The organism is Rhizobium mongolense subsp. loessense (assembly GCF_900099775.1).
Taxonomy (GTDB): domain Bacteria; phylum Pseudomonadota; class Alphaproteobacteria; order Rhizobiales; family Rhizobiaceae; genus Rhizobium; species Rhizobium loessense.
On sequence record NZ_FMTM01000010.1, the window covers coordinates 79334 to 104250 of the forward strand.

Below are 24917 nucleotides of genomic sequence, written 5' to 3' on the forward strand. Positions count from 1 at the left end.
CCCACGGTCTGACAGGATGTCGAACGGGCGCCGCCGGCGTCCGCGGTTAGCGCACCATTCAATCCGGCCTTAGCCGCTCGAGCGCTCTTTCGAACGCCGCCTCTCCACGGCGCGATAGTTCTATAATACGACCGCCTTCGATGACTGCGATCTGATCGGCGATCGCAGCCTCCCGGCGGGCATGGCATGCAATGACGAGGGAACGGCCACACGCCCGTTCCTTGAGGCGGGACATGACGTCGCCTGCCGTTGCGCTGTCGAGACCTTCCGTCGCCTCATCGAGCAGCCACAGCGGCGTGTCGCGAAGGAAGAGGCGTGCAAGCGCCAGACGACGGGCCTGGCCGCCCGAAAGACCGAAACCGCCTTCGCCAAGAGGTGTGCCGAGCCCCTTCGGCAGAGCCTCGACATCCGAAAGCAGCCCCGCGGCGACAAGCGCTTCGCGCAATTCCACCTCGCTCGCCTCAGGCTTGGCGAGCCGCAGATTGCCTTCGAGCGTATCCTGAAAGAGTTCGGTCCTTTGCGTCAGAAGCGTCGCATCGACGCATGCAGCAGTCCCAACGCGCGGCTCCACTTCATCTGCAAGCAGCGAAAGCAGTGTCGATTTTCCGGCACCGCTCGGGCCGATGACGGCCAATGCTTCACCCAACCGCAATTCCAAGCTGATTGCGTGGAGCGCATCTCCGGCGGAGCCGTCATGTCTGACGCTTACCTCCTGCAGACAAAGGGCGATGCCGGCTTCAGGGGCACCTCGTTTTTGTCGCGACGTCTCTTCAGTCAGGCGCGGACCGATCCGCTTGGCTGCGACCAGGACACGGCCAAATTCAAGGGCGCCGCGCCGCAGGGCCGTGAAGGGTTCGACGGCTGCAAAGGCAATCAGCAGCCCCAACGCGGCAACCGGTGCAGTGATCGCCTCTACTTCGGCAAGCGCCGATACCGCAAGAAGCGAGCCGGCGAGCAAGATCGCCGTGACGAGGCCGAACGTCAGGGTGACGCCCGTTTCGATCCGATTTAGATGACGATCGGCCCTGGCGGTATAGCGATCGGCTGCGAGAACGGACGCGCATTGCGCTTCCATGCGCGATGCCATCAGGAGGTCCGTCTGGCCGGCGGTCAGGTCGATGGCGCGCGAGCGAAGCGCCTCGATGCCGTACGCGCGGCGCCGGGCAGGCTTTCGGGCAAGGCCGCCTGCGGCGATCGGAACGCAGATGCCGGACCCAAGCAAAATCGCGCCGACCGTGAGCCCGAAGGCGGGGTGCATGATGCCCAGCGTGACGACGGAGACAGTCGCGGCGCCGATCGCGGCACCCATCGGAACGAGAATTCTGAGGTAGAGCGATTCCAGCGCATCGATATCAGCCGTCAGGCGAAATAGCGCTTTGGAGGGCCGGCGGAGAAGATTGCATGCAGCATCAGGTCCCGCCCAGCCGCGAAAAAGCGTCTCACGAAGCGCCGCCAATATGCCCAGCGTTGCATCATGCGTCGTCATCCGCTCGCCGTAGCGCGCCGCCGTACGGCTGATTGCAAGCAAGCGGATTGCGGCCGCCGGCGCAAAGACGTCGAAGGCGACGGCTGCCGCAGATAGGCCGGCAATCGACGCAGCAGTGATGAACCAGCCCGACAAACCGAGCAGGGCAAGGCCCGCAATGACCGTGACGGCAGAAAGCAAGGCACCGGCCAAGAGCCGACGCGGCCGTTCAGAAAAGAAAAGCTTGAGGATCGGCGCAAGGATCCGGATCAGTTTTCTCATTACTCAGCAGCCTCTTTTAAGAACGGTGCATCGATGACGATCCTGCGGTCCATGCGCGCAGCAAGACGCGCGTCATGCGTGGCAACGACAAGCGTTCTCCCGCTGGCAAGGGCAATCAGGCTTTCCGTGATCTCCGCAGCAGTCACGGCGTCGAGATGCGCCGTCGGTTCGTCCGCCAGGATGATGCGAATGAAAGGATTGGCGGCCGCCCGTGCGATGGCAAGTCGCAACGCTTCGCCGCCGGAAAGGCCGGCCCCGCCTTCGCCGAGCGGCCGCTTGCCGTAGGCGGCCGCAACGCCGTCCAGTTTGGCAAGCGCCAAAGCCTCCTGGAGAACGCAGCAATGCCTGTCCAGCAAGACATTGCCGGCCAAGCTTCCGGCAAATATATGCGGCGTCTGGCCGATCCATGCCATGGTGCTGCGCACGCCTGCATCGATGGACCGGCCATCAATCAGCACTTGACCCGTCTGAGGTGCTGCCAGACCGGCGATCAGCGCAAGCAGCGTGGATTTTCCGGCGCCGCTCGCGCCTGCAAGCGCGACATGCTCACCGTCTGTGATAAGACAGTTGAAGCCGGTAAGCGCGGAAGGCCGCGAGCAATCGTAACGGAAGCTGACATCGTTGAATTCAATGTCGAGCCGGTCAACGCCCGGCGCCGGGCCGGTGCTCTGCGTATCGACGATCTCAATGCCGCCGCACGCGCCGAGGCTCTCGAGCGCCTTTATCGCCGCTTCTCCGGCGGCACGGTCATGCCAAACGGAGGAAAGTTCGCGCAAGGGCTCGAAAAAGGCGGGTGCGAGAAGGAGTATGAAAAGGCCTTCGGCCAGGCTGAGCTTGCCCGACCATGTCCCGAAGTGGATTTCGCCGAGGAGGCTGAAGCCCACATAGACCGCGACCATTGCGACGCCGAGCGCAGCAAAGAGCTCCAGCACGGCAGAGGAGAGAAAGGCGATTTTGAGCACCGCCATCGTGCGTGTCTTGAGGTCTTCAGCATCTGCCCGCAGCCGCGTAGCAGTCAGGCCGACTGCACCAAACGAGCGGATCGTGGCCAGTCCACGGAGCCGGTCGAGAAGGAATGCATTGAGCCTGCCTGTTGCAGCGAGCTGCTTTTCGCTCGCCGCCTGTGCGCGCCAGCCGATGAGTGCCATGAAAAGCGGAACAAGCGGCACTGCAATCAAGAGCACGAGCGCGGCAACCCAGGAGGTCGCTAGCACGCAAACAAGGATGACGAGAGGGGTGACTCTCGCTTTGAAGCGAGCGGGAAAAAAGCGCGCGAGGTAGGGAATGACAAGTTCCGCCTGCTCGCCGAGAATGCTCGCAACCTGCCCGGAAGCAGGACGCGTGCCGTCGATCGGCGATCGCCGGGCGAGCGCTGCAACGGCAACCCGTCTCCTCAAACTCAGCGCGGTGCGCGCGCTGTCGAGGGCAAGCTGGCCGCCAACCGCGTCAAGCAGCGCCTTTGCAATACCGAGTACCAACACGAAAAAGGCAGGCCCAAGCACATCACGAAAACCATCGCCATCTGCCATGCCGCCGACGGCATATGCGAGCAGACTGGCTTGCGGGATCCATAAGAGAGCGCCAGCGGTTTGAAGCAAAGCGGCATGACGAAGACCTAAGGGCCGGGCCGAGCGGGCCGGCAAGCCAGTTGCTGGCGCTGCGGCTGCATGCGCTTTTCCCTCGTCGAAGAAAGCACTCCCCATGGCGCTAGCTCTTGTTCGCAGGCCGTCGGCCACGGCCGAGTGAAACCACCCGGTCCTTGGCTTCGAGAAGCTTCGTAACCTTTGCTCCCAAAGAGAGTAGCGCTGCGAGGCGCTCTGTTTCAAGTTGTTTCACGTCCTCATACCAATGCGTCAGCTGCTCGATGAGACCGTGCATTTCGCTCATCCGCTCCTGGGCAAAGCGTTCGGCTTCGCTCGCCGGCCTTTGCATGAGGATTTCACGCAGAACCGAGAGTGTTGGATCGACCTCGCGCTTTTTCCGCTCTTCAGCAAGCGTGCGCAGGATAAGCCAGACATCGTCAGGCGTGGTGAAAAAATCCCTGCGGTCGTCAGGTCTATGTTTCAAAAGCACAAGGTTCCATGCCTGCAGCTCCCGCAGGCTCATCGAAACATTCGATCTCGAGATGCCGAGCGCGTCGACGATCTCATCGGCGCAAAGCGGCGAGGGCGAAACATAAAGAAGCGCATAGATCTGGCCGACCGTGCGATTGATGCCCCAACGCGAGCCCATCTCACCGAAATGCAAAACGAAGGATTGAACGAGCGGTGGAAGATTCATTGCCGATTCCGTTGTTTCTATGATTTCAGAAATTTCTGAAACTACTATACACCGGTTTTCGCAGCTCTCAATCGAGCAAACCAGGGCTGCGGCAATTTGGTTGCAGGCCGAGCTCAGCCTGCTGAGCGTCACGACTCCATTACCTTGTCACGATGTCCAGTCGGAACCAGAGGCTCTTTTTGCTGGCCGCGTGCCGTCCCTTGATGAAAAGAGCAGCGCAAAAACGATAGAGAAACGTAGAGCGCCGAATGGCAGATTGGCGGGCTAGGTTCTGAACGCTGCGCGCTTGTCGTATCTTGCAACGCGTGAAAGGAGGTAATCGATCTCCGCCTTTGCCCTCTGCGAAATGCTTCCCGCGGGCTTGCGCTGGGAATCGCTGGCGATTGCGCCGCGCTTCTTGAGGACATATTTGCGTATGGCAAGGCCAACGCCCTGCTGCTGCTCATAGCGCACGAGCGGCAGATGTGCATCGAAGAGGTCATGTGCCGCCTCGCGATTTCCGGCCCGCTGGAAATTCACGACGTCGACCAGCATATCCGGGAAGGCATAACCGGTCATCGCGCCATCGGCGCCGCGCTCCATCTCGAAATCGAGAAACAATCCGCCGTTGCCACAAAGGATCGAAATGTCGCGCATCTCGCTCGCCTTTTGCGCTGCCCGCAACTGGGAAATCTTCTCAAGGCCCGGCCAGTCCTCGTGCTTCAGCATCACGCAAGATGGATGATTGTTGACGATCTTCTGGATGACGCCAGGCGTCATCACCACGGTCAGCGTCAGCGGATAGTCCTGGATGACGAAAGGAATATCCTCGCCGATCGCCTCGACCGCCTGGGCATAGTAGCCGATGATTTGATCGTCCGTGCGAAGCGATGGCTGTGGGGCGATCATGACGCCCTGAGCACCGAGATCCATGGCGCCACGCGCAAGTGAGCGCATCGCCGCAAAGCCCGGCGCCGAGACGCCGACGATCACCGGAACGCCTGCGCGCTTCACGACCTGCCGGGTGATTGCAAGCGACTCCTCCGGCTCAAGCTTCGGTGCTTCGCCCATGATGCCGAGAATGGTAAGCCCGCTCACGCCGCAGCCGAGATAGAAATCGGTGAGCCGGTCGACTGACACCGTGTCCAGCCGTCCGTCCGGATGAAAAGGCGTTGCGGCGATGGCATAGACGCCCTTGGCTGTATGATCGAGCTTCATTACGCACTCTCCCTTTTGGCCGGAACTTAGGGGTAGTCATCGTTCCGATCAATTGAAATGCGCCGTTTGCGCCGCGATCCGACGTAACTGTAAGAGTGCTGTTGCAGGGCCTGCCGCGCGTGTTTAAGACAGTCCAGCAATCTACGACTCTGGATCTTATTCATGTTCGATATTTTATGGCGCGGCATTGCAATGGGGATCGGTGCGACGATCCTCATGGATATTTGGGCAATCGTGCTTTTCCAGGCCTTCGGTCAGGCGCCTGCCAACTGGGCGCCTGTCGGACGGTGGTTCTGGCACCTTGGGCGCGGCAAGGTATTTCACGACAGTATCGCCGAAGCAGAGCCCTATAGGCACGAGCTGGCACTGGGGTGGATCGGCCATTATGCGACCGGCATCATCTATGGCCTTGCTCTTGCGGCTATCACGGGGCCATCCTGGCTGGCAGCGCCGACTTTCCTCCCCGCCTGGATCCTTGGTATTGTCACGGTCGGGGCCGGCTGGTTCCTGCTGCAGCCCGGGCTTGGCATCGGCTGGGCCGCGTCGAGGTCGCCGAACCCGAACAAGGTGCGCGCGCTCAATCTGATCGCCCATACCGTCTTTGCCATTGGGCTCTACGGCACGGCGCTTTTGATCGCCTAACGGCGCAAGACCGCAAGGAGGCTCAGTGAAGCATATTTACGCGATCGGCATTGGCACCGGAAACCCGGAGCACATGACCATTCAGGCGATCAACGCCATGAATGCTGCAGATTTGGTCTTCATCCCCACAAAAGGTGCACAGAAGGAAGAGCTTGCCGATGTCCGCCGCGAAATCTGCAAGCGGTATCTCAAGCAGAGGGATGGCAAGATCATCGAATTTGCGGTGCCGCTTCGCGAGACGAAGGAGCGTGGCTATGGTCAAAGCGTCGATGAATGGCACGCCGCGATTGCTGCCACCTATCGTCAACTGATCAGCGAGTTGCCTGAAAATGGCACGGGTGCTTTCCTCGTATGGGGCGATCCGAGCCTTTACGACAGCACGTTGCGCATCCTGGAACGGGTGCGGGATAAAGTGGCATTCGATCTCACCGTCATCCCGGGCATTACCAGCATTCAGGCGCTTGCAGCCAGCCACCGCATCCCTATCAATCTCGTCGGCAAGCCGGTGGAAATTACGACCGGCCGAAGGCTTGCCGAAGAGGGGCTTAAGACGGAAAGTACGGTTGTAATGCTCGACGGCACCCAGGCGTTTACGAAGATCGACGACCCGGATGCGGAGATCTTCTGGGGAGCCTATCTTGGCACGCAGGACGAAATCATCCGTGCCGGGCGGCTTAGCGACGTCGCCGATGACATCGTGAGGACCCGGGCCCAAGCGCGCGAACGGCACGGTTGGATCATGGATATCTACCTGCTGCGCAAAGGTCGCGACTTTCAGGATTAGTCCAGTGGATTAGTCGGGCCGCTTTACCGCAAGGGTGCGGCCCCGTAAAGGCATGGATGAAAGGACGCGCCATGGGCCTTGCCGGCGAAAGAGAGATCGACATGGAAGGGCGCGCCATTGGTGCACCAGGCTCGCGCCGAGGCGCCTGTCCGAGCCTTGCTGCGCCGATGGCGACCGGCGACGGCCTTCTCGTACGGTTGCGGCCGGCCGGCGGCGCGCTAACGCCTTCGCAATTGAATATGCTTGCAGCCTCCGCCGCGGCATACGGCAATGGCGTTCTGGAAATTTCTGCGCGGGGAAGTCTGCAAATCCGCGGCCTGCGGCCGGAAACTGTCGGGCGGCTCGCCACTGATGTTGATGCGGCCGGGATCCTTGTTCCAGCAGGTCCGCCGATCGAGCTATCGCCGCTGCATGGCATCGATCCGGGTGAGATAGGAAGTGCCGCCGCGATCGAAGCCCGGTTGCGAGGTGAGCTCAAGATTATGCTGTCTTCACCACTTCTGGCCCCAAAGCTCTCCATCATCGTCGATGGTGGAGGACGTTTCGGTCTATCCGGTCTTTCGGCCGATATCCGTGTTGTCGCTCTGGACGAAAGCCGCTGGCTGGTCGCGATAAACGGCGATGCAAAAACGGCAAAGCCGGTTTGTATCGGTTCAGCCGACGACGCCGCCCGGGCGGTCGGGCAATTGCTGGCGATACTCATGGAAATTGGCAAGAATTCTCGAACGGGCGACATTGGACCGCTTGCATTGCGCGATGTGTTCCCAGCAATGGACGCGCAATTGGCCGCTGGGCCACATTCGCAAATGCCGAGGCCCGGCCTTCATCAGCTTTCCGATCACAGCCCGGTCCTTGGCCTCAGACCGCGCTTCGGCCAGATCAAGGCAAACGACCTGTCAAGATTTCTGGGAGAAGTCGAGCGCCTCGGTGCAGCGGAAATTCGCCTGGCACCGGGCCGCCAGTTCTTCGTGACGGGCTGTAGCACAGAGGAGGCGAAGGCGTTGCAGGCAGCTGCAAAGGGGTATGGCCTCAGCTCCGATCCGGATGATCCATCTGCAAATATTGCCGCTTGCGCCGGGGCGGGCGCCTGCGCCTCGGGCTTTTATGAAACGAGGGTGCGGGCACAGCATTTACTGCAGCATTCACCGGTTCTTTTCGATGGATCGCTGATGTTTCATCTCTCGGGTTGTTCCAAGGGATGCGCCCATCCGCGACCGGCGCTGGCGCTGACTGGAATGGCGAGCGGTTATGGTATTGTGTTGAGCGGATATGCAGGCGACAGCCCCGATGCAACGATTGCTGGCGGCGAGATCGATTTCGCTATAGAGAAGCTCGCCCGGCTTGTCGGGAAGAACAAGAGCGCTGATGAATCGGCTGCTGCCTGCCTAACGCGGCTCGGCCCCCAGACGATCGTGAAGGCGCTGAAACAGGAATAGGTATGCCAGATTACGACTATATTCGCAGCGGCGAGGCGATCTACGAACGCTCCTTTGCGATTATCCGCAGCGAAGCGGACCTCTCGCGCTTTTCGTCGGAAGAAGCCGAGATTGCCGTGCGCATGATCCATGCCTGCGGGCTGGTCGAAGCCGCCACACATTTCGACTTCTCGCCAAATTTCGTCTTTGCAGCGCGCGGCGCGCTCCAAAAGGGCGCACCGATTTTCTGCGACGCGGAAATGGTGGCTCATGGCATCACGCGCGCCAGGCTGCCAGAAAAGAACGACGTGATCTGCACTCTGCGCGACCCGCGCACCCCTGAAATGGCAGCAGCAAGCGGCAACACGCGTTCGGCGGCGGCCATCGACCTTTGGGTCGATCGTCTGGCCGGCAGCGTTGTCGCGATAGGCAACGCTCCAACGGCACTCTTCCACCTTCTTGAACTGCTGCGCGCCGGCGCACCAAAGCCGGCTGCCATCATCGGTATGCCGGTCGGCTTCGTCGGTGCGGCAGAATCCAAGGACGCGTTGGCGGAAAATTCTTATGGCGTGCCCTTTGCGATCGTTCGCGGCCGCCTGGGCGGCAGTGCGATGACGGCGGCCGCAATCAACGCGCTGGCGAGGTCGGGACTATGAGCAGACCCAGCCGTCTGATCGGCGTCGGCACGGGCCCAGGCGACCCGGATCTGCTGACCATCAAGGCAAAGAAGGCGATCGAAGCTGCTGACGTCATTGCCTATTTCGCCAAACAGGGCAGGGCCGGCAACGGCCGGGCGGTCGTCGAGCACCTGATCGGTCCCGAGACAGAACTGCTGCCGCTCTATTATCCGGTTACCACTGAAATCGAAAAGAGTGACGCGCTCTATCAAAGCCAGATCACCGCCTTTTACGATGATTCTGCAGCCCTGGTCGCAGCCTACCTCGATGCAGGGAAAACCGTTGCGGTCCTCAGCGAAGGCGATCCGATGTTCTACGGATCTTATATGCACCTGCATGTGCGCCTCGCCGATCGCTATCCGACCGAGGTGATCCCGGGCATCAGCGCCATGTCCGGCTGCTGGTCGCTTGCCGGCATGCCGATCGTCCAAGGTGACGATGTGCTTTCCGTGCTGCCGGGCACCATGGCCGAAGCGGAACTGACGCGACGGCTTGGCGATACCCAGGCAGCCGTCATTATGAAGGTCGGCCGCAATCTTCCGAAGATCCGCCGCGCTCTCGAAGCGGCAGGGCGTCTCGGTCAAGCCGTCTATGTCGAGCGTGGGACGATGGCGAATGCCGCCATGCTGAAGCTTGTGGAACGGCCGGAGGGTGAGGCGCCGTATTTCTCGCTTGTGCTGGTACCAGGCTGGGAGGCTAACCGATGAGTGGAATCCTGTTTGTCATTGGCACCGGTCCTGGCAACCCAGAGCAGATGACGCCGCAAGCGCATTCAGCCGTTTCGGCATCGACCGATTTCTTCGGCTATGGTCCCTATCTCGACCGGCTGCAACTCGGTGCCCATCAAATCCGCCATCCCTCCGACAATCGCGAGGAGATGAGGCGGGCAGGGGATGCTTTGACGATGGCGGCAGGCGGCCGCAAGGTCTGTATCGTCTCCGGCGGCGATCCCGGTGTTTTCGCCATGGCCGCGGCAGTCTGCGAGGCAATCGACACAGGTCCGGCGGAGTGGCGTTCCGTCGAGCTGGTCGTCGTCCCGGGCATTACCGCGATGCTTGCGGTTGCAGCGCGTGTCGGCGCCCCGCTCGGCCACGATTTCTGCGCGATCTCGCTTTCGGATAACCTCAAATCCTGGGAGATCATCGAAAAGCGCCTGACGCTGGCTGCAAAGGCGGGCTTCGTGATTGCCCTTTACAATCCAATCAGCAAAGCGCGGCCCTGGCAGCTCGGCAAGGCCTTTGAACTGCTGCGCGCACATCTGCCGCGGCAGACGCCGGTGATCTTCGGCCGCGCCGCCGGACGTCCCGATGAGCGGATCATCATTCAGCCCCTCGGTGACGCCCACGCTTCCGTTGCGGATATGGCGACCTGCATCATCATCGGGTCGCCGGAAACACGGATTATTTCGGGCGGCGGCAGGCCCGAACTCGTCTATACCCCCCGTTCCATGGCGGGAGGAAACAAGTGACCGATCGCGCCGAGCGCTTCCTCGACGGTTTCCACCGCTCTCATGGCAGGCGCGGGCGCACGGGCGATCATGAAGACCTCAATGCCGAGGTGGCGAGCCGCCTCGATTTTCGCGTAGGTCGCCCAGCCGCCGCTGTTTTTGGCAACGATCGCATCGATGCGGTGAGAGGCAAGAAGCGCGGCCTCGCCGTCCACATCGAAGGGGCCGCGATCGAGAATATATTCGACGTTTGCAATATTGAGCGGCGGGATGACCGGGTCGACGCTGCGAACAAGATAGAAATGATGTGCCGCCGCCTCGGCACAGTGCGCCTCCTGACGCCCGATCGCCAGGAAGACGCGGCGGGCGGCAGGTCCAAGCGCGGCGATGGCCTGCGGGATGTTTCTGCTGGCGGTCCATTTGTCGCCCGGCCGCTCGATCCATTCGGACCGGCGAAGGGCAAGTGCCGCAATTCCGGAAAGTCGTGCTGCGTCGAAGGCATTGGCGGAGATGCGGGCGGCAAAGGGATGTGTCGCATCGACGAGAAGGTCAAATCCTTTGTCGCGCAGGAAAGAAGCAAGGCCCTCCGCTCCGCCGAAACCACCAGTGCGAACGGGAACAGGCTGGATCGATGGTTTTTCCGTGCGGCCGGCCAAAGACAAAAGGATGTCAAAACCGGCCTTCTTGGAGAGCATCTGCGCCAAAGCACGCGCTTCACTCGTTCCGCCCAGTATCAGCACGCGGATTTTTGCCATGTCTGATATGCCTAGCCACACCCCGAAACCCTGGCTAACCATTATCGGTATCGGCGAGGATGGTCCAGAAGGACTTGGCGATCACGCCAAGCGCCTGATCCTGGCCGCGCCCGCCGTCTTCGGAGGCGAACGGCACCATGCGCTGATGGATAGTCTGATTGCGGGCGAGCGGCTCGTCTGGCAAAGCCCCTTTGAGAAGTCGATCGACGCGATCCTTAGGCGGCGCGGCACACCGGTCGTCGTACTCGCTTCCGGTGACCCATTTCTATTTGGTGTCGGCGCGACACTCTCGCGGCATGTGAATGCCGAGGAGATGCGCACCATTCCAGCTCCGTCGGCCTTCAGCATGGCCGCGTCCCGTCTCGGCTGGCCATTGCAGGAAACCGCCTGCCTCTCGCTTCATGGCCGTTCCATCCATCTCATCCGCCCCCATTTGCATTCCGGACGGCGCATTATTGCGCTGACTTCCGACGGGAAGGGGCCCGGGGAACTGGCTGTGCTGCTGTCAAACAGCGGCTTCGGCCATTCCCGCATAACCGTTCTGGAGGCGCTCGGCGGCGCGCGCGAGCGTATCCTCAGCACGTCTGCAGAAAACTTCCAGTTTAGAGATATCGACCCTCTCAATGTCTGCGCCATCGAGGTTAAGGCAGGAATAGAAGCTCGCGTCCTGCCTTTTGCAACCGGCCTGGAAGACGAGCTGTTTGAACATGACGGGCAGATCACCAAGCGCGAAATCCGCACTCTGACGCTATCGGCACTTGCGCCGCGCCATGGGGAACTGCTGTGGGATATCGGGGCCGGCTCGGGTTCGATCGGCATCGAGTGGATGCTCTGCGACCCATCACTGAAGACGGTCGCTATTGAGCAATCGCCAGATCGCGTCAGCCGGATCGCGCGCAATGCCTCTGCGCTGGGCGTGCCGGGCCTTGCCGTTGTCGAGGGAACAGCCCCTGCAGCTTTCAGCGGATTGCCGGAACCTGACGCCATATTTGTCGGCGGAGGCGGCAGCGAGCCGGGCGTCATGGATGCCGCAATCGTCTCGCTCAAGAGCGGCGGGCGCCTTGTCGCCAACGCGGTGACACTGGAAATGGAGGCCGTTCTGCTTGCCGAACAGGCCAGGCGCGGCGGCTTCCTGACAAGGATCGAGATTTCCCGAGCCGGCCCCCTCGGCGCAATGAGCGGCTGGCGCCCGGCAATGCCCGTGGCGCAATGGCGCTGGATCAAGGACTAAAAATGACGGTTCACTTCATCGGAGCAGGCCCAGGTGCAGCCGATCTCATCACCGTTCGCGGCCGCGACCTCATTGGCAGATGCCAGGTATGCCTTTATGCCGGATCGATCGTATCCCCGGAACTGCTCAAATACTGCCCGCCTGATGCGCGCATCATCGATACCGCGCCGATGTCGCTCGATGAGATCGAGACGGAATATCTGCGTGCGGCCAACGCAGGAGAGGATGTGGCTCGTCTGCACTCCGGCGATCTTTCCGTCTGGAGCGCTGTCGCTGAGCAGGTTCGGCGCCTTGACAAGCATGGCATCGCCTACACGATGACACCGGGCGTTCCGGCCTTTGCTGCTGCGGCCTCCGCGCTTGGCCGGGAACTGACAATTCCGGCCGTTGCCCAGAGCCTGGTGCTGACCCGCGTCTCGGGCCGCGCTTCGCCGATGCCGAATGAGGAAACGCTTGCCAGGTTTGGTGCGACGGGTTCGACGCTTGCAATCCATCTGGCAATTCATGCACTCAGCCAGGTCGTTCAAGAACTGACACCGCTTTATGGCGCTGATTGTCCTGTTGCGATCGTCGTCAAAGCGTCCTGGCCGGACGAGCGCGTCCTGCATGGCACGCTTGCTGACATCGAGGCGAGGGTCGCCCTCGAACCGATCGAGCGCACGGCGATCATCTTCGTCGGTCGAACGCTTGCTGTAGGCGATTTTCGCGAAAGCGCCCTTTACGATGCCTCCTACCAGCGGCGGTTCAGGGGCAGGCAATAGCGAGCCGGAATTCCGGCTCGCCATCCACGCTCAGAGCCTTGCCGACAGATAGTTCGGCTGCGAAAGGCTCGAAGGAGAAGGGACCTGTGTCGTTAGCCTGGAAGAGCGCGCAGATCTGCCCGGCCTTGTCGAGGCGGTCGCAGGCGTCGACGAGAACTCGAGTGCAGATGGCGCATGAGCCTTGCGGTTGATGAGTGTCTCGACCACCTCGAAATCTGGCGCATTTGTCTATACAAAATGCGAGGAAATCGTCGTGGCTTCAGATGGCGGTGATGCTGATCAAATAGCAGGTCGCGGCACCAGCAAGCGTCAACGCGGCGCGGCAAGGAGCCTCGATCATCAATACGTCGCCGGCATAAATCATGCCGTTTTCTTCGGCCAATTCGAATGCTGCTTCGCCTTCGTGGCACAGCACAAGCGATATTGCGGCCGGTAGAGAGCCGCTCCAACTGCGCTCGATATGCAGCCTTTCGACCTTGTGCATAAAGGCGTCGCGCCGCGTCATGACATTGAGGTCGGTGATCGGTCCCGCCATAAGCTGTGCCGTCACGGCAATGTCGGCTGCAAAAGCAAATGGCGGGCTCTGCTGCGCCAAGACCACAGGCTCATGCCCGTCGATCTCCAGCATCATGCCAGTGCCGGACAGGATTGAAAGTGTGCGGTCGATGCCGGGAAAGATCGAAAACGGTCCATCGAAAGCAACCGTGGCCATGCTGACCCGCCAGTCGAAATCGCCGAGGGTTGCCCCTTGCGGCGAAACGGCCACCTCCACTGTCTCGCCGCCGCCGTTCTTCCACGGCATGCGCCGGTGATTGGCCGCGCGAAGGATCTGCATGGTTCAATCCCCCAAGATCCCCGGCAATCTCAGCCCCTTCTCCTTGGCGCAATCAAGCGCGATATCGTAGCCCGCGTCGGCATGGCGCATGACGCCGGTTGCCGGGTCGTTCCAAAGTACGCGTTCGATGCGGCGCGCCGCATCGTCGGTGCCGTCGCAGCAGATGACCATGCCTGAATGTTGCGAATAGCCCATGCCGACGCCGCCGCCGTGATGGAGCGAAACCCAAGTTGCGCCGGAGGCGGTGTTCAAAAGAGCGTTCAACAGCGGCCAGTCGGAGACGGCATCAGAACCATCCTTCATCGCTTCCGTCTCGCGGTTCGGGGATGCAACCGAGCCGGAATCGAGGTGATCGCGGCCGATAACGATCGGCGCCTTTAACTCGCCGCTCCTCACCATCTCGTTGAAGGCAAGGCCGAGACGATGGCGGTCGCCAAGGCCGACCCAGCAGATGCGCGCTGGCAGACCCTGGAAGGCGATACGCGCGCGGGCCATGTCCAGCCAGTTGTGCAGGTGCTTGTTGTCCGGCAGCAATTCCTTCACCTTGGCGTCGGTCCTGTAGATATCCTCAGGATCGCCCGAGAGTGCCGCCCAGCGAAAGGGACCGATGCCGCGGCAAAAGAGCGGGCGGATATAGGCAGGCACAAAGCCGGGGAAGGCGAAGGCGTTCTCGAGACCCTCATCTTGAGCAACCTGCCGGATATTGTTGCCGTAATCGAGCGTGGGAATACCTGCATCCCAAAATGCGATCATCGCTTCGACATGCTCGCGCATAGAGGCGCGAGCCGCTCTTTCGACAGCCTTCGGATCGCTTTCGCGCATCGCTTTCCATTGCGCGATCGTCCATCCTTTCGGTAAGTATCCGTTGATCGGGTCGTGCGCTGATGTTTGGTCGGTGACAATATCCGGGCGGATGCCGCGGCGGACCATTTCAGGCAGGATTTCGGCGGCGTTGCCGAGCAGACCGACCGATTTGGCTTCGCCCGCCTTGGTCCAGCCGCCGATCATTTCGAGGGCTTCGTCCAGCGTTTCGGCCTTGGCATCGAGATATCGAGTACGCAGGCGGAAATCGATCGAGTCCGGATTGCACTCGACGGCAAGGCAGCAGGCACCTGCCATCACGGCAGCGAGCGGCTGCGCACCACCCATGCCGCCAAGGCCACCGGTCAAAATCCATTTGCCCTTGAGGTTGCCGCCATAATGCTGCCGGCCCGCCTCGACAAAGGTTTCATAGGTCCCCTGGACGATGCCTTGTGTGCCGATATAGATCCATGATCCTGCCGTCATCTGGCCATACATCGCCAAGCCCTTCTTATCGAGCTCGTTGAAGTGGTCCCAAGTCGCCCAGTGCGGCACGAGGTTGGAATTGGCGATCAGGACGCGCGGTGCATCCTTGTGTGTGCGGAAGACGCCGACCGGCTTGCCGGACTGCACCAGAAGCGTCTCGTCTTCGCTAAGCGTCTTCAACGTCGCGACGATGCGGTCGAAATCCTCCCAGGTGCGGGCAGCGCGGCCGATGCCGCCATAGACGACGAGTTCGTTCGGATTTTCTGCCACATCTGGATCTAGATTGTTCATCAGCATGCGAAGCGGCGCTTCGGTCATCCAGCTCTTGGCATTGAGCTCCGGTCCGCGAGGTGCCCGGATTTCGCGGATGTTGTGACGGGGATTGTTCATCTCAGATCTCCAGGGACGGAAGGATGTTTTCGGAAACCGACGCGTTCAATACGCCGGTTGCAACAAGTTCGCTGACGGCTTGCAGGTCGCCCGCCATGTAGCGATCGACCTCCAGCGTCGGCACCACATTGCGGACGGCAGCGATCGCCTTTTGCAGTTCAGGGCTGGTTGCAAGCGGTGTGCGCAATTCTACGCCTTGTGCGGCCGTCAATGCCTCGATGCCGACGATGCCGAAGAGGTTTTCGGTCATCTGCAATAGACGGCGTGCACCATGGCAGGCCATGGAAACATGGTCTTCCTGGTTCGCCGAGGTCGGCGTCGAGTCGACGGAAGCTGGATGCGACATCTGCTTGTTTTCCGACATCAGCGCGGCAGAGGTGACCTCCGCAATCATCAGACCGGAATTGAGCCCCGGCTTCTTGGCGAGGAAGGCTGGAAGCCCGTAAGACAGAGCCGGATCGACGAGAAGCGCGATGCGGCGCTGCGAAATTGCACCGACCTCGCAAACCGCAAGCGCGATCTGATCGGCGGCGAAGGCGATCGGCTCGGCATGGAAGTTGCCACCGGAAACGACGGAGTTGTCGGAAAGCACCAACGGATTGTCGGTCACTGCATTGGCTTCGATTTCGAGCGTGCGTGCGACCGACCGGAGAAGATCGAGGCAGGCGCCATCGACTTGCGGCTGACAACGAATGCAATAGGGATCCTGCACGCGCTCGTCGCCCTCTATATGACTTTCACGGATAACGGAGCCTTCAAGCAGCGCCCGCAAGGCCGCGGCCGTATCGATCTGGCCGCGATGACCGCGAAGCGTGTGGATATCCGGATGGAACGGTGCCGAAGAGCCCATGGCCGCATCGGTGGACATGGCGCCGGTGATCAGGGCCGCATGGGCGGCACGATGCGCACGAAATAGGCCGGCAAGTGCAAGCGCAGTCGAGGTCTGCGTGCCATTGATCAGCGCAAGGCCTTCTTTTGCGGCGAGAACGACCGGCGTAAGCCCCGCCTTGTTCAAGGCTTCCGCGCCTGGAAGCCGCTCGCCTTTGAAGTAGGCTTCGGCCTCTCCCATCATTACGGCCGCCAGATGCGCAAGCGGCGCAAGATCGCCCGAGGCGCCGACGGAACCTTTTTCCGGAATGACCGGTATGACGCCCTTGTCGAGCATTGCTTCGATCAGCCGCACCAGCTCAAGTCGAACGCCGGAGGCGCCGCGGCCGAGTGACACGAGCTTCAGCGCCATGACGAGACGCACGATATTTTCGGGTAGCGGCGCGCCCACACCACAGCAATGCGAGAGGATGAGATTGCGCTGAAGTGTGGCGACATCGGCACTGTCGATCTTAATCGAAGCGAGTTTTCCGAAACCGGTATTGATGCCGTAGACCGGCGCATTGCCGGCGGCGATCTCGGCTATACGCGCCGCCGCCTTGTTTATGCCGGCATCAAATGCGGGATCGAGTTCTGCCGATTCGCCGGTCCAGTAAATTTTTTCCAGCTGTTTCAGCGAAACGGAGCCTGGATGGAGAATGATGGTCAACGGTCGATCCTTTCGCCCTTGAAGACACGCGCAAAGAGCGGGTTGTACCCGATGCGATAGACAAGTTCGGCCGGGCTCTCGATCTCCCAGATGGCAAGATCGGCGGATTTTTCGGCCTGTATTGTTCCCGTTTCGGCAAGAAGGCCGAGTGCGCGAGCGCCTTCACGTGTGGCCCCTGCAATACACTCCTCAACCGTCAGGCCGAAGAGCGTCGCCGACATATTCATCGTCAAAAGCAGGGAGGTGAGAGGCGATGTGCCCGGGTTGCAATCCGTCGCGACCGCGATCGGAACACCGGCGGCGCGCAGCGCCTTTACGGGTGGCTTCTGTTTTTCGTTGATGGAATAAAATGCGCCGGGCAGCAATACCGCGACGGTTCCGGCTGCCGCCATGGCGACCACGCCGTCGTCGTCGAGATATTCGAGATGATCCGCCGAAAGCGCACCATACTCAGCGGCAAGTGCAGCTCCACCAAGATTGGACAACTGCTCGGCATGCAGCTTCACCGGAAGGCCAAGCGCCTCGGCGCGATCAAAGACAAGGCCGATCTCTTCCGTTGAGAAGGCGATGCCTTCGCAGAACCCATCGACGGCATCGATGAGGCCTTTGCCGTGTGCCTCTTCAAGCGCGGGCAGCACGACTTCGGTTATGTAGTCGCTATTGCGGTCCTTGTATTCGGCGGGTGTCGCATGGGCGCCGAGATAACTCGTCTTGACGCGCACCGGACGCATACTGCCGAGAACACGGGCAGCCTCGAGCATCTTCACTTCGCCAGCGATGCTGAGACCGTAGCCCGACTTGATCTCGATCGTCGTCACCCCCTCGCAAAGCAATGTATCGAGGCGGGGCAGGGAAGCTTGCACAAGGCCTTCGACAGAAAGCGCATTCGTCGCCTTGACCGAGGAGACGATGCCGCCGCCAGCGCGGGCAATCTCTTCATAGGTCGCGCCCTCAAGGCGCATTTCGAATTCGCGCGCCCGGTTGCCGCCATGAACGATGTGGGTGTGGCAATCGACGAGCCCCGGCGTCACCCAGCGACCCTCAAGGTCGATGATTTGGGCACGTTCGATGACGGAAACCGGCAATTCGCCCTCCGGGCCGGCATAGCGGATTCGGCCGTTTTCAGTGACGATTGCGCCTTTTTCAACGATACCCAGCCCCGGCTTACCCGGATCGAGCGTCGCGAGCCGGCCATTTCGCCAGAGGCTCGGTCGCTGCTCCCGCGTAAAAAGATTGTTCCCGCTCATCAGCTTTACGCCTTTCCTTCGCTCGAAACATGTATATACATAATAATCGGGTGACAAGTGGAAATTTGGGCGTTTCCATGGAAAAGAAAGATGGAAGGCGAACGGGAAGGGAAAAGGCGATGACGACACTTCATGCGGCGACTGCGCTCCTGCCTAAGGGGTGGCAAAGCGACGTGCGTCTCACAATTGATGGCGGCATTATCGCGAAGATTGAGGTCGACGCGAAGGCCGAGGCGGGCGACGAGTGCCACAAGCTCCTCGTTCCTGCGATGCCCAACCTGCACAGCCATGCCTTCCAGCGCGCCATGGCGGGCCTTGCTGAAGTCCGTGGTCCTGCAAGCGACAGCTTCTGGAGTTGGCGGACGGTCATGTACAGGTTCGCGCATTCGATGACGCCGGAGCATGTCCAGGCCGTTGCCGCACAGCTTTACATGGAAATGCTTGAAGCCGGTTTCTCGCGCGTCGGCGAATTCCACTATCTGCATCATGACAAGGACGGCAGTCCTTATGCCAATATTGCGGAGTTGGCGGAACGCATCGGCGCGGCGAGCGAGACGGCCGGTATCGGCCTGACATTGCTGCCGGTCTTTTACGCGCATTCGAGCTTCGGTGGTGCTGCTCCCCTCGAAGGCCAGCGGCGCTTCATCAACTCGCTTGAGAGCTTCGGCAAGCTGATGGAGCGGGCTCACACGATCACCCGCAAGCTGGAAGGCGCAAAGATTGGGATTGCGCCACACAGCCTTCGCGCCGTCACGCCTGATGAGTTGGCAAAGCTTTTGCCGCTTGCAGAAGGCGGTCCGGTCCATATCCACGTCGCCGAACAGGTCAAGGAAGTGGACGATTGCATCGCCTGGTCAGGCGCAAGACCGATCGAGTGGCTCCTTGAGCATGCGCCCGTCGACGACCGCTGGTGCCTCATCCATGCTACCCACATGACCGAGGACGAAACGCGGCGTATGGCAAAAAGCGGATCGGTCGCCGGTCTCTGCCCCATCACTGAAGCCAATCTGGGCGACGGAGTTTTTCCGGCGCCGATCTTTCTCGAAGAGGGCGGGCGTTATGGCATTGGTTCGGACTCGAATGTGCAGATAACGCTTCCGGGGGAGCTTCGCCAGCTCGAATATTCCGAGCGCCTGAATCTTCAGGCCCGCAACGTGATTGCACAAACCAGCGGCTCGACGGGCCGCACGCTGTTCGATCACGCGCTTTTAGGTGGTGGGACCGCGCTCGGTGCTGCCGCGGGCCTGGCCGAAGGCAATTACGCGGATATCGTCGCGCTTGACTGCAGCACGGTGCCTTATCTCGCACATGATCAAATCCTCGACCACTGGATATTTGCCGGCAGCGTCGCTGTCGATTGCCTCTGGGCGCTTGGCCGCAAGCAGGTCGAAGCCGGCCGTCATCGGCAACGCGAGGCGATCAGTCGACGTTTCCGCGCTGTGATGAACGAAATGCTTGCCGCCTAAGGCTTTCCTTGCTGCTGCATTCGCAATAAGCAGGTGGCGCGAAGCGGAGAGAATGATGAACGACAGCAAGGATGCGACCCTGCATCAGCGCATCTTGAGCGAGATCGAAGGTCGCATCGTTTCGGGCGAGTGGCCGCCGGGTTATCGCATCCCCTTCGAGGTCGATCTCGCTGCGCAATACGATTGCTCACGAATGACCGTCAACAAAGTGCTGACGCAGCTGGCCAAAGCCGGGTTGATCGAGCGGCGCAAGAAGTCCGGCAGCTTCGTCACCCAGCCGCAGGCGCAGTCCGCTGTGCTGGAAATCCACGACATCAAGGCAGAAGTTCAATCGCTGAATTTACCGTATGCCTATTCGGTCACAAAAAACGCGAGCCGCAAAACAAAGGCGGATGACAAACTCGATCTTCCGGCCGGTGGTCTCGTTAAAGAGGTCGTTTGCGTCCATTTTGCGGGCACCCGGCCTTTCTGCCTGGAACAGCGTCTCATCAATCTTGGCACCGTTCCGGAAGCGGGTGATGCCAACTTCGGCGCAGTCGCGCCTGGCCCCTGGCTTCTAAAGCAAGTTCCTTGGAGCAGGGCGGAGCACAAGATTTACGCCTTTGCGGCCGGTGCTGAGGAAGCCGCAGCGCTCGACATTCCCCGCTCTGCGGCGTGCCTCGTTATCGAGCGTCGCACCTGGAGCAGTGCCGGGCCTGTGACGCATGTGCGCCTTACCTATCCCGGCGACCGCCATGCGCTCGTTGCCCGTTTCAGCCCGGCCTCCTGAGAATTCGCAGCAGGTCTATTGCGAATCATCCCACAAATAGCGGAAGTAAACATCAAGATGACTTCCGGCCGATAAGATGCGCTACGAAATCGACAATACCCTGTTGAAGAGCCTGCTGCCCGCATTCGCGCTGGCGGAGGATATGCTGGCCAGGCTGGATGAGAGGGTGGCCCGTTCTCCGGTCGGCGCTGGTTTTGCCGAGCGCGGCCACTTTTTCGACGCCGCAAGCGCGCTGTGGGTTGCTGGAGAACTCGTGCATGTCGAAGATCTGGTGCTGCATGACGCGCATATGGACAGCCGGACGCCGAGCCACGAGCTGACGATTGCCCATGCCGTGCTGCGCGCACGGCGTCGCATCTGGACGGCCGACCCCATCTGGGCGCTGAGTGGCGCCGGACTGAATGTACTTGCCGGCGCCGGTTTAGAGGATGCCGGTCGGGCACCCGAGGCAAGGAGCACGCTGGCGTCTTCTGAAGAAGAAAAGGACGAAGGCGAAGCGCTGCTGTCGATGGAACTTGCCGAGATCGACGCCGTACTGGCGCGCTCTCAGCGATTGCTCGACACTCACCTCGGCAGAGGTTCTAAGGTGGAAGAAAGGCCGAAGGAGACGCCGGCCGATCCGCTTGGCCTGCTTGGCGACGATGAATGGGACGAGGCCCAGCGTCTATCCGATTGGCGTGCGGTTATTCCACTCGCCGAGGAGTTGCCTTCCGCATTGGGCGCAGCCGTCCTTTTCGAGGCCTGGGAGAGAACCGAACCGCTTCGGCGGCAGCACTGGCTGGGTGGGCTTTTAGTTTCGAGCTATCTACGATCGCGTGGCAAGGTCGCCTCCCATCTCTTTTCATTCTATGCCGGATTGAAGGTAATCCGCCATGAGCGGCGCCGCTCGCGCGACCGGGCGACGCGGCTGCTCGCCTTCCTGGAGGCAATGCGTGAGAGTGCGGCGGCTGGCCTGAAGGATATGGATCGTTTGTCCCTTGCCCGCACCCAGATGGAACTGCGGTTCAGGGATCGCCGCTCGAACAGCAGCCTGCCGCAGCTTGCGGAATTCGTCCTTTCGCGGCCCATGGTCTCCTCGACGATGGTTGCCCGTCAGTTGCGGGTGACGAGCCGGGGCGCACTCAATCTTCTCAACGAGATCGGCATCCGCGAGATCACCGGCCGCGGACGCTACCGCGCCTGGGGTATCATCTGACGCAAAATGAAGACGGCCGGGCATGAGGCCCGGCCGTCTTTTTTCAGTGAACGCCCGGCCCGCCATCCTGTCTCAGACTACGGACCGAGCGTTCTTGCGCTTCCATTGCCCCCAGAAGCGCAGTCTTTATTCCCGCTCGCCCGTGAAGTTGAGCAGGAGCTGGAAGATGTTCACGAAGTTCAGATAGAGCGAGAGCGCGCCGAAGACAGCAAGCTTCTGGTTCGATTCCTGATCGTGATTTTCCGAATACTGTTCCTTGATGTTCTGCGTGTCCCAGGCGGTCAGGCCGACGAAGACGACGATACCGATCACCGAAATGGCGAACTGCAGCGCGCTCGAACCCAGGAAGAGGTTGACGATGCTGGCGATGATGACGCCGATCAGGCCCATGATGAGAAACGAGCCGAAGCGGGAAAGATCACGCTTTGTCGCGTAGCCATAGAGACTGGTCGCGCCGAACATCGTCGCGGCGATGAAGAAAGTGCGCGCGATGCTCGTGCCGGTAAAGACCAGAAACACCGAGGCAAGCGACAGTCCCATCACCGCGCAGAACGCCCAGAAAGTCATCTGCGCAGCACTTGCCGACATCGTCTGGATGCGGAACGTGAAGAAGAAGACGAAGGCAAGCGGTGCGAGCATCACCACCCACTTCAAGGGTGACTGGAAGATCGGGACGTAAAGAGCCGGCGTGCTGCCGACGATGAAGGCGACGATCCCGGTGATGACCAGGCCGAGACCCATGTAGTTATAGACGCGCAGCATATGCTGGCGGAGGCCTTCGTCCAAGATAGCCTGCGAGCCTGCGGCGGAGCCGTAGCCGTATCGCGGATTGTTCGGATTCATGTTGATCTCCTCGGGTTGACACTAGTAGAGCGAACGGGCGAGCCCTTCGGCAGCCCGGTCGAGTTCAAGTTCCTTGTCGCTGGCAATCAGCGCATAGGCGACCTCGCCGATTTGCCAGTAAGCAGCCTCGGCATTGTCGAGCGCCAGATGGCTGACCGGCTGAACGGCAAACGCCCCGGGCCGCACGGCAAAAAGCGAAAGCCGCTTTCCGTCCGGTTCCCGGATTGCCATTTCGACACTTGGGCCGAACTCAGACGGAAAGATCTGGACATCGGAAACCTTCCAGTCTTTTGGGAGCTCTGGCATCGCGATTGCGGTCGCCGCACGAATGTCGTCGGCATTATATTGCGCCGCCGGCTGCGAGAGCATCGTTTCGCGAAGCTTGGCTGTCTGGTAGGCGCGCACTGCATCCTCGACGTAGGGCGGGGCCGGAACGGATGCGGCCACCTCCGTCGCCGTAAAGGCACCAAAGGATGTATGCGCCACCCAGCCTGCCATCACGAGCACGCCGACGGCGGCAATCCGCTGAACCGAATGCAGGATACGGCCGTAGGAAAGTCCCCGCTCTAGCCGCCGTGCGGCATCGCGTATTTCGATCCGGCCAAAGGCGTTTTCTCCGGCAAGCGCCAGACGAAGCTCGCCCTTGATGCTGAGATCTGCCATGACCTTTGCTGCAATCGCCGGATTCTCAGACAGATAAGACTCCACCTGGATGCGGCGCGCCACGTCCAGTTCGCCATCCACATAGGCGTCGAGATCGGCATCGATGATCGGATCAACTGCTTTCATTGCCGTTCCTTCCGATTAACTTCAGGTGCGAGGCGCGCGGCGTCGCTGCCTCGAATTCACGAAGCTGGGCCCGGGCGCGCGAGATCCGCGACATCAGCGTTCCGACCGGGATGCCGAGCGAGGCTGCAGCTTCTTGGTAGGAAAGATCCTCGATCGCAACGAGATGCAGTGCTTCGCGCTGTTCTTCCGGCAGGTCGAAGAAAGCATCGCGGACCTGCTGAAGACGCACAGCGTGTTCCTGTCCTGCCGGCAGCGACTGGTCTGCCTCGATGGCTGCCTGGTCATGCCGGCGCGTTATGGACCGGTTCTGACGAACCCGGTCGATATGGGCGTTGTGGAGAATGGAAAGCAGCCAGGTCCTGAGGTTGCCGCCGCGCCTAAAGCTCTGCCGCTTCTCGAAGGCACGCACAAGCGCATCATGGACAAGATCTTCGGCGTCATCCGAATTGCGCACCAACGCACGCGCATAGCGCCTCAGCGCCGCGAGCTGCCCGATGACGTCGAATGGCCGTTCTTTCCGTTCCATGATTGAGTATACGACTGTCCGTGAGGTTTTATTCCAATTCTTCGAAAGTTTTTTAACGGGCGCTCTCAATATGCGAAGCGGAAATCGTCAATCCGCTGGCTGAAGAGTTGGCTGCCACGAAGCGTATCAACAAGACCGCGGCCGTGCGGCTCGCACTTGAAAACGGGCTTGGCCGCACAGATGAAAAGCTCCCTCCGTGAGCGTTTAACGCCACTGCAGGAAAAGATCGCCCCCATCGGGACAGCGCCGTCGTTCTCGATAAGACGTTCTTCGACGATCTCACCGGCGAATACTGATATTCGTCGATGCGCCGGCCATCATTGCACCGCTCTTGCAAGGACAGAAATGGGTAGTTTCGCGAGAGCCCTCGATGAGGTTCCTCGCGGGCAGAGCGCTCGTCACTTCCGTCGTTGCCGTGTGGGAGGCGTCGGCCGTCATCCATCGTAAGAAACAGATTCCGATGGCTAAAGCCGAGGCTTAGATCCGGGAATTTCTACGGCTTGCAGAGATCGCATTCGTATCGATAACGCTTGGCGAAAACACCATTGCCCTCAGCGCCTTGAAAATATGGACGCCATCGTTATCGGGCTGCTAACCGCAACAGTCCTCAATCTGGCTGATTGTTTTCACTATCCTGGCGAAGGATGCCGGTTTCGCGCTGACCGACCTCAAGGCAATTGGTCCTGATTTCTAGACAGTTTTTCCATCCGACAACTCCTCAAGAATTGGACAATCCGGCCGGCCGTTGCCGTGGCAGGCATGCACCAGATGCTCCAGCGTCCGGCGCAGTTCCATCAACTCGCGGATCTTGCGATCAATCTCATTGAGCTTGCCTTGGGCGATCTCCTTCACATCGGCGCTTGCCCGGCTTTTGTCCTCGTAGAGCGCCAAGAGCTGGCGGCATTCCTCGACGGAGAAACCCAAGCCACGCGAGCGCTGGAGGAAACGCAGCTTATGGACATCGGCTGCGGCATAGTCGCGGTAGCCGTTTCCGCCCCTGTCGGGGCGGATCAGGCCGATATCCTCGTAGTATCGGATGGTCTTCGATGGCAGACCGGACCGGTCCGATGCTTCGCCGATGTTCATCCTCTTGTCCT

The 24917-nt window shown here is 60.8% G+C and carries 24 protein-coding genes; 11 read left to right on the forward strand and 13 right to left on the reverse strand.

Translation table 11 applies throughout. The features are described from left to right. Positions 1-58: 58 nt before the first annotated feature. From BLP23_RS26085 to BLP23_RS26105, 4 genes are all read right to left on the reverse strand, one after another. Entirely contained in the window at positions 59-1747 is a 1689-nt protein-coding gene (locus tag BLP23_RS26085) for an amino acid ABC transporter ATP-binding/permease protein (RefSeq protein ID WP_092587646.1), read from the reverse strand. Next, positions 1747-3450, reverse strand: coding sequence for a thiol reductant ABC exporter subunit CydD (cydD, locus tag BLP23_RS26090; protein WP_092587647.1), 1704 nt, complete (start codon positions 3448-3450; stop codon positions 1747-1749). The genes BLP23_RS26085 and cydD overlap by 1 nt, the downstream gene beginning before the upstream one ends. A gap of 4 nt (positions 3451-3454) precedes the next feature. Then, positions 3455-4027, reverse strand: a complete 573-nt coding sequence (locus BLP23_RS26095) for a GbsR/MarR family transcriptional regulator (RefSeq protein WP_092587648.1) — start codon at positions 4025-4027, stop codon at positions 3455-3457. A 264-nt stretch (positions 4028-4291) separates the two neighbouring features. After that, the gene (locus BLP23_RS26105; RefSeq protein WP_092587650.1) at positions 4292-5224 is read right to left on the reverse strand and encodes a dihydrodipicolinate synthase family protein; all 933 of its coding nucleotides are present in this window, start codon (positions 5222-5224) and stop codon (positions 4292-4294) included. A 162-nt stretch (positions 5225-5386) separates the two neighbouring features. On the opposite strand from BLP23_RS26105, the gene BLP23_RS26110 reads away from it, so the two are divergent. From BLP23_RS26110 to BLP23_RS26135, 6 genes are all read left to right on the forward strand, one after another. Then, positions 5387-5866: a DUF2938 domain-containing protein gene (locus BLP23_RS26110; RefSeq protein ID WP_092587651.1), complete on the forward strand. Its 480-nt coding sequence runs from the start codon at positions 5387-5389 to the stop codon at positions 5864-5866. Between the two features lie 25 nt (positions 5867-5891). After that, positions 5892-6650, forward strand: coding sequence for a precorrin-6A synthase (deacetylating) (cobF, locus tag BLP23_RS26115; RefSeq protein WP_092587652.1), 759 nt, complete (start codon positions 5892-5894; stop codon positions 6648-6650). Positions 6651-6751: 101 nt separating this feature from the next. Further along, on the forward strand, positions 6752-8086 hold the full coding sequence (cobG, locus tag BLP23_RS26120) for a precorrin-3B synthase (RefSeq protein WP_233426822.1): 1335 nt from the start codon (positions 6752-6754) through the stop codon (positions 8084-8086). A 2-nt stretch (positions 8087-8088) separates the two neighbouring features. Further along, positions 8089-8721, forward strand: a complete 633-nt coding sequence (locus BLP23_RS26125) for a precorrin-8X methylmutase (protein WP_092587654.1) — start codon at positions 8089-8091, stop codon at positions 8719-8721. After that, positions 8718-9449: a precorrin-2 C(20)-methyltransferase gene (locus tag BLP23_RS26130; protein ID WP_092587655.1), complete on the forward strand. Its 732-nt coding sequence runs from the start codon at positions 8718-8720 to the stop codon at positions 9447-9449. Before BLP23_RS26125 ends, BLP23_RS26130 begins: the two co-directional genes overlap by 4 nt. Continuing rightward, positions 9446-10210: a precorrin-3B C(17)-methyltransferase gene (locus BLP23_RS26135; protein ID WP_092587656.1), complete on the forward strand. Its 765-nt coding sequence runs from the start codon at positions 9446-9448 to the stop codon at positions 10208-10210. Before BLP23_RS26130 ends, BLP23_RS26135 begins: the two co-directional genes overlap by 4 nt. Here the strand turns inward: BLP23_RS26135 and BLP23_RS26140 are convergent. Further along, the gene (locus tag BLP23_RS26140) at positions 10174-10944 is read right to left on the reverse strand and encodes a cobalt-precorrin-6A reductase (RefSeq protein WP_092587657.1); all 771 of its coding nucleotides are present in this window, start codon (positions 10942-10944) and stop codon (positions 10174-10176) included. The two genes, BLP23_RS26135 and BLP23_RS26140, sit on opposite strands and share 37 nt — an antisense overlap. Between BLP23_RS26140 and cbiE the strand changes: the two genes are divergently transcribed. Both cbiE and cobM read left to right on the forward strand, forming a co-directional pair. Then, positions 10943-12175, forward strand: a complete 1233-nt coding sequence (gene cbiE / locus BLP23_RS26145) for a precorrin-6y C5,15-methyltransferase (decarboxylating) subunit CbiE (protein WP_092587658.1) — start codon at positions 10943-10945, stop codon at positions 12173-12175. The two genes, BLP23_RS26140 and cbiE, sit on opposite strands and share 2 nt — an antisense overlap. A 2-nt stretch (positions 12176-12177) precedes the next feature. Beyond that, positions 12178-12936: a precorrin-4 C(11)-methyltransferase gene (gene cobM / locus BLP23_RS26150; RefSeq protein WP_092587659.1), complete on the forward strand. Its 759-nt coding sequence runs from the start codon at positions 12178-12180 to the stop codon at positions 12934-12936. A 259-nt stretch (positions 12937-13195) separates the two neighbouring features. Here the strand turns inward: cobM and BLP23_RS26155 are convergent, their stop codons facing one another. From BLP23_RS26155 to hutI, 4 genes are read right to left on the reverse strand one after another with little or no spacing between them, the layout of a single operon-like run. Continuing rightward, on the reverse strand, positions 13196-13771 hold the full coding sequence (locus BLP23_RS26155) for a HutD/Ves family protein (RefSeq protein WP_092587660.1): 576 nt from the start codon (positions 13769-13771) through the stop codon (positions 13196-13198). Positions 13772-13774: 3 nt separating this feature from the next. Further along, complete coding sequence (hutU, locus tag BLP23_RS26160) at positions 13775-15448, reverse strand: urocanate hydratase (protein ID WP_092587661.1); 1674 nt, start codon at positions 15446-15448, stop codon at positions 13775-13777. Position 15449: 1 nt separating this feature from the next. After that, on the reverse strand, positions 15450-16985 hold the full coding sequence (gene hutH / locus BLP23_RS26165) for a histidine ammonia-lyase (protein ID WP_092587662.1): 1536 nt from the start codon (positions 16983-16985) through the stop codon (positions 15450-15452). Continuing rightward, on the reverse strand, positions 16982-18232 hold the full coding sequence (gene hutI / locus BLP23_RS26170; protein ID WP_092587663.1) for an imidazolonepropionase: 1251 nt from the start codon (positions 18230-18232) through the stop codon (positions 16982-16984). Before hutI ends, hutH begins: the two co-directional genes overlap by 4 nt. Before the next feature lie 119 nt (positions 18233-18351). Between hutI and BLP23_RS26175 the strand changes: the two genes are divergently transcribed. The 3 genes from BLP23_RS26175 to BLP23_RS26185 all read left to right on the forward strand — a co-directional run bounded on the left by BLP23_RS26175 (position 18352) and on the right by BLP23_RS26185 (position 21662). Then, positions 18352-19698 carry a formimidoylglutamate deiminase gene (locus tag BLP23_RS26175; protein ID WP_092587664.1) on the forward strand — a complete coding sequence of 449 codons (1347 nt, stop codon included), beginning with the start codon at positions 18352-18354 and terminating at the stop codon, positions 19696-19698. 55 nt (positions 19699-19753) lie between these two features. Then, the gene (hutC, locus tag BLP23_RS26180) at positions 19754-20467 is read left to right on the forward strand and encodes a histidine utilization repressor (RefSeq protein ID WP_092587665.1); all 714 of its coding nucleotides are present in this window, start codon (positions 19754-19756) and stop codon (positions 20465-20467) included. A 76-nt stretch (positions 20468-20543) separates the two neighbouring features. Further along, the gene (locus BLP23_RS26185) at positions 20544-21662 is read left to right on the forward strand and encodes an RHE_PE00001 family protein (RefSeq protein WP_092587666.1); all 1119 of its coding nucleotides are present in this window, start codon (positions 20544-20546) and stop codon (positions 21660-21662) included. A gap of 126 nt (positions 21663-21788) precedes the next feature. Here the strand turns inward: BLP23_RS26185 and BLP23_RS26190 are convergent, their stop codons facing one another. The 4 genes from BLP23_RS26190 to cueR all read right to left on the reverse strand — a co-directional run bounded on the left by BLP23_RS26190 (position 21789) and on the right by cueR (position 24906). Then, positions 21789-22505, reverse strand: coding sequence for a Bax inhibitor-1/YccA family protein (locus BLP23_RS26190; RefSeq protein WP_092587667.1), 717 nt, complete (start codon positions 22503-22505; stop codon positions 21789-21791). Between the two features lie 21 nt (positions 22506-22526). Further along, a complete protein-coding gene (locus BLP23_RS26195) occupies positions 22527-23294 on the reverse strand; it encodes an anti-sigma factor family protein (RefSeq protein WP_092587668.1) in 768 nt (255 codons plus the stop codon). Next, positions 23281-23820: a sigma-70 family RNA polymerase sigma factor gene (locus tag BLP23_RS26200; protein WP_092587669.1), complete on the reverse strand. Its 540-nt coding sequence runs from the start codon at positions 23818-23820 to the stop codon at positions 23281-23283. The genes BLP23_RS26195 and BLP23_RS26200 overlap by 14 nt, the downstream gene beginning before the upstream one ends. Before the next feature lie 690 nt (positions 23821-24510). Beyond that, positions 24511-24906, reverse strand: a complete 396-nt coding sequence (cueR, locus tag BLP23_RS26205) for a Cu(I)-responsive transcriptional regulator (protein ID WP_022717677.1) — start codon at positions 24904-24906, stop codon at positions 24511-24513. Between the last annotated feature and the right edge of the window lie 11 nt (positions 24907-24917).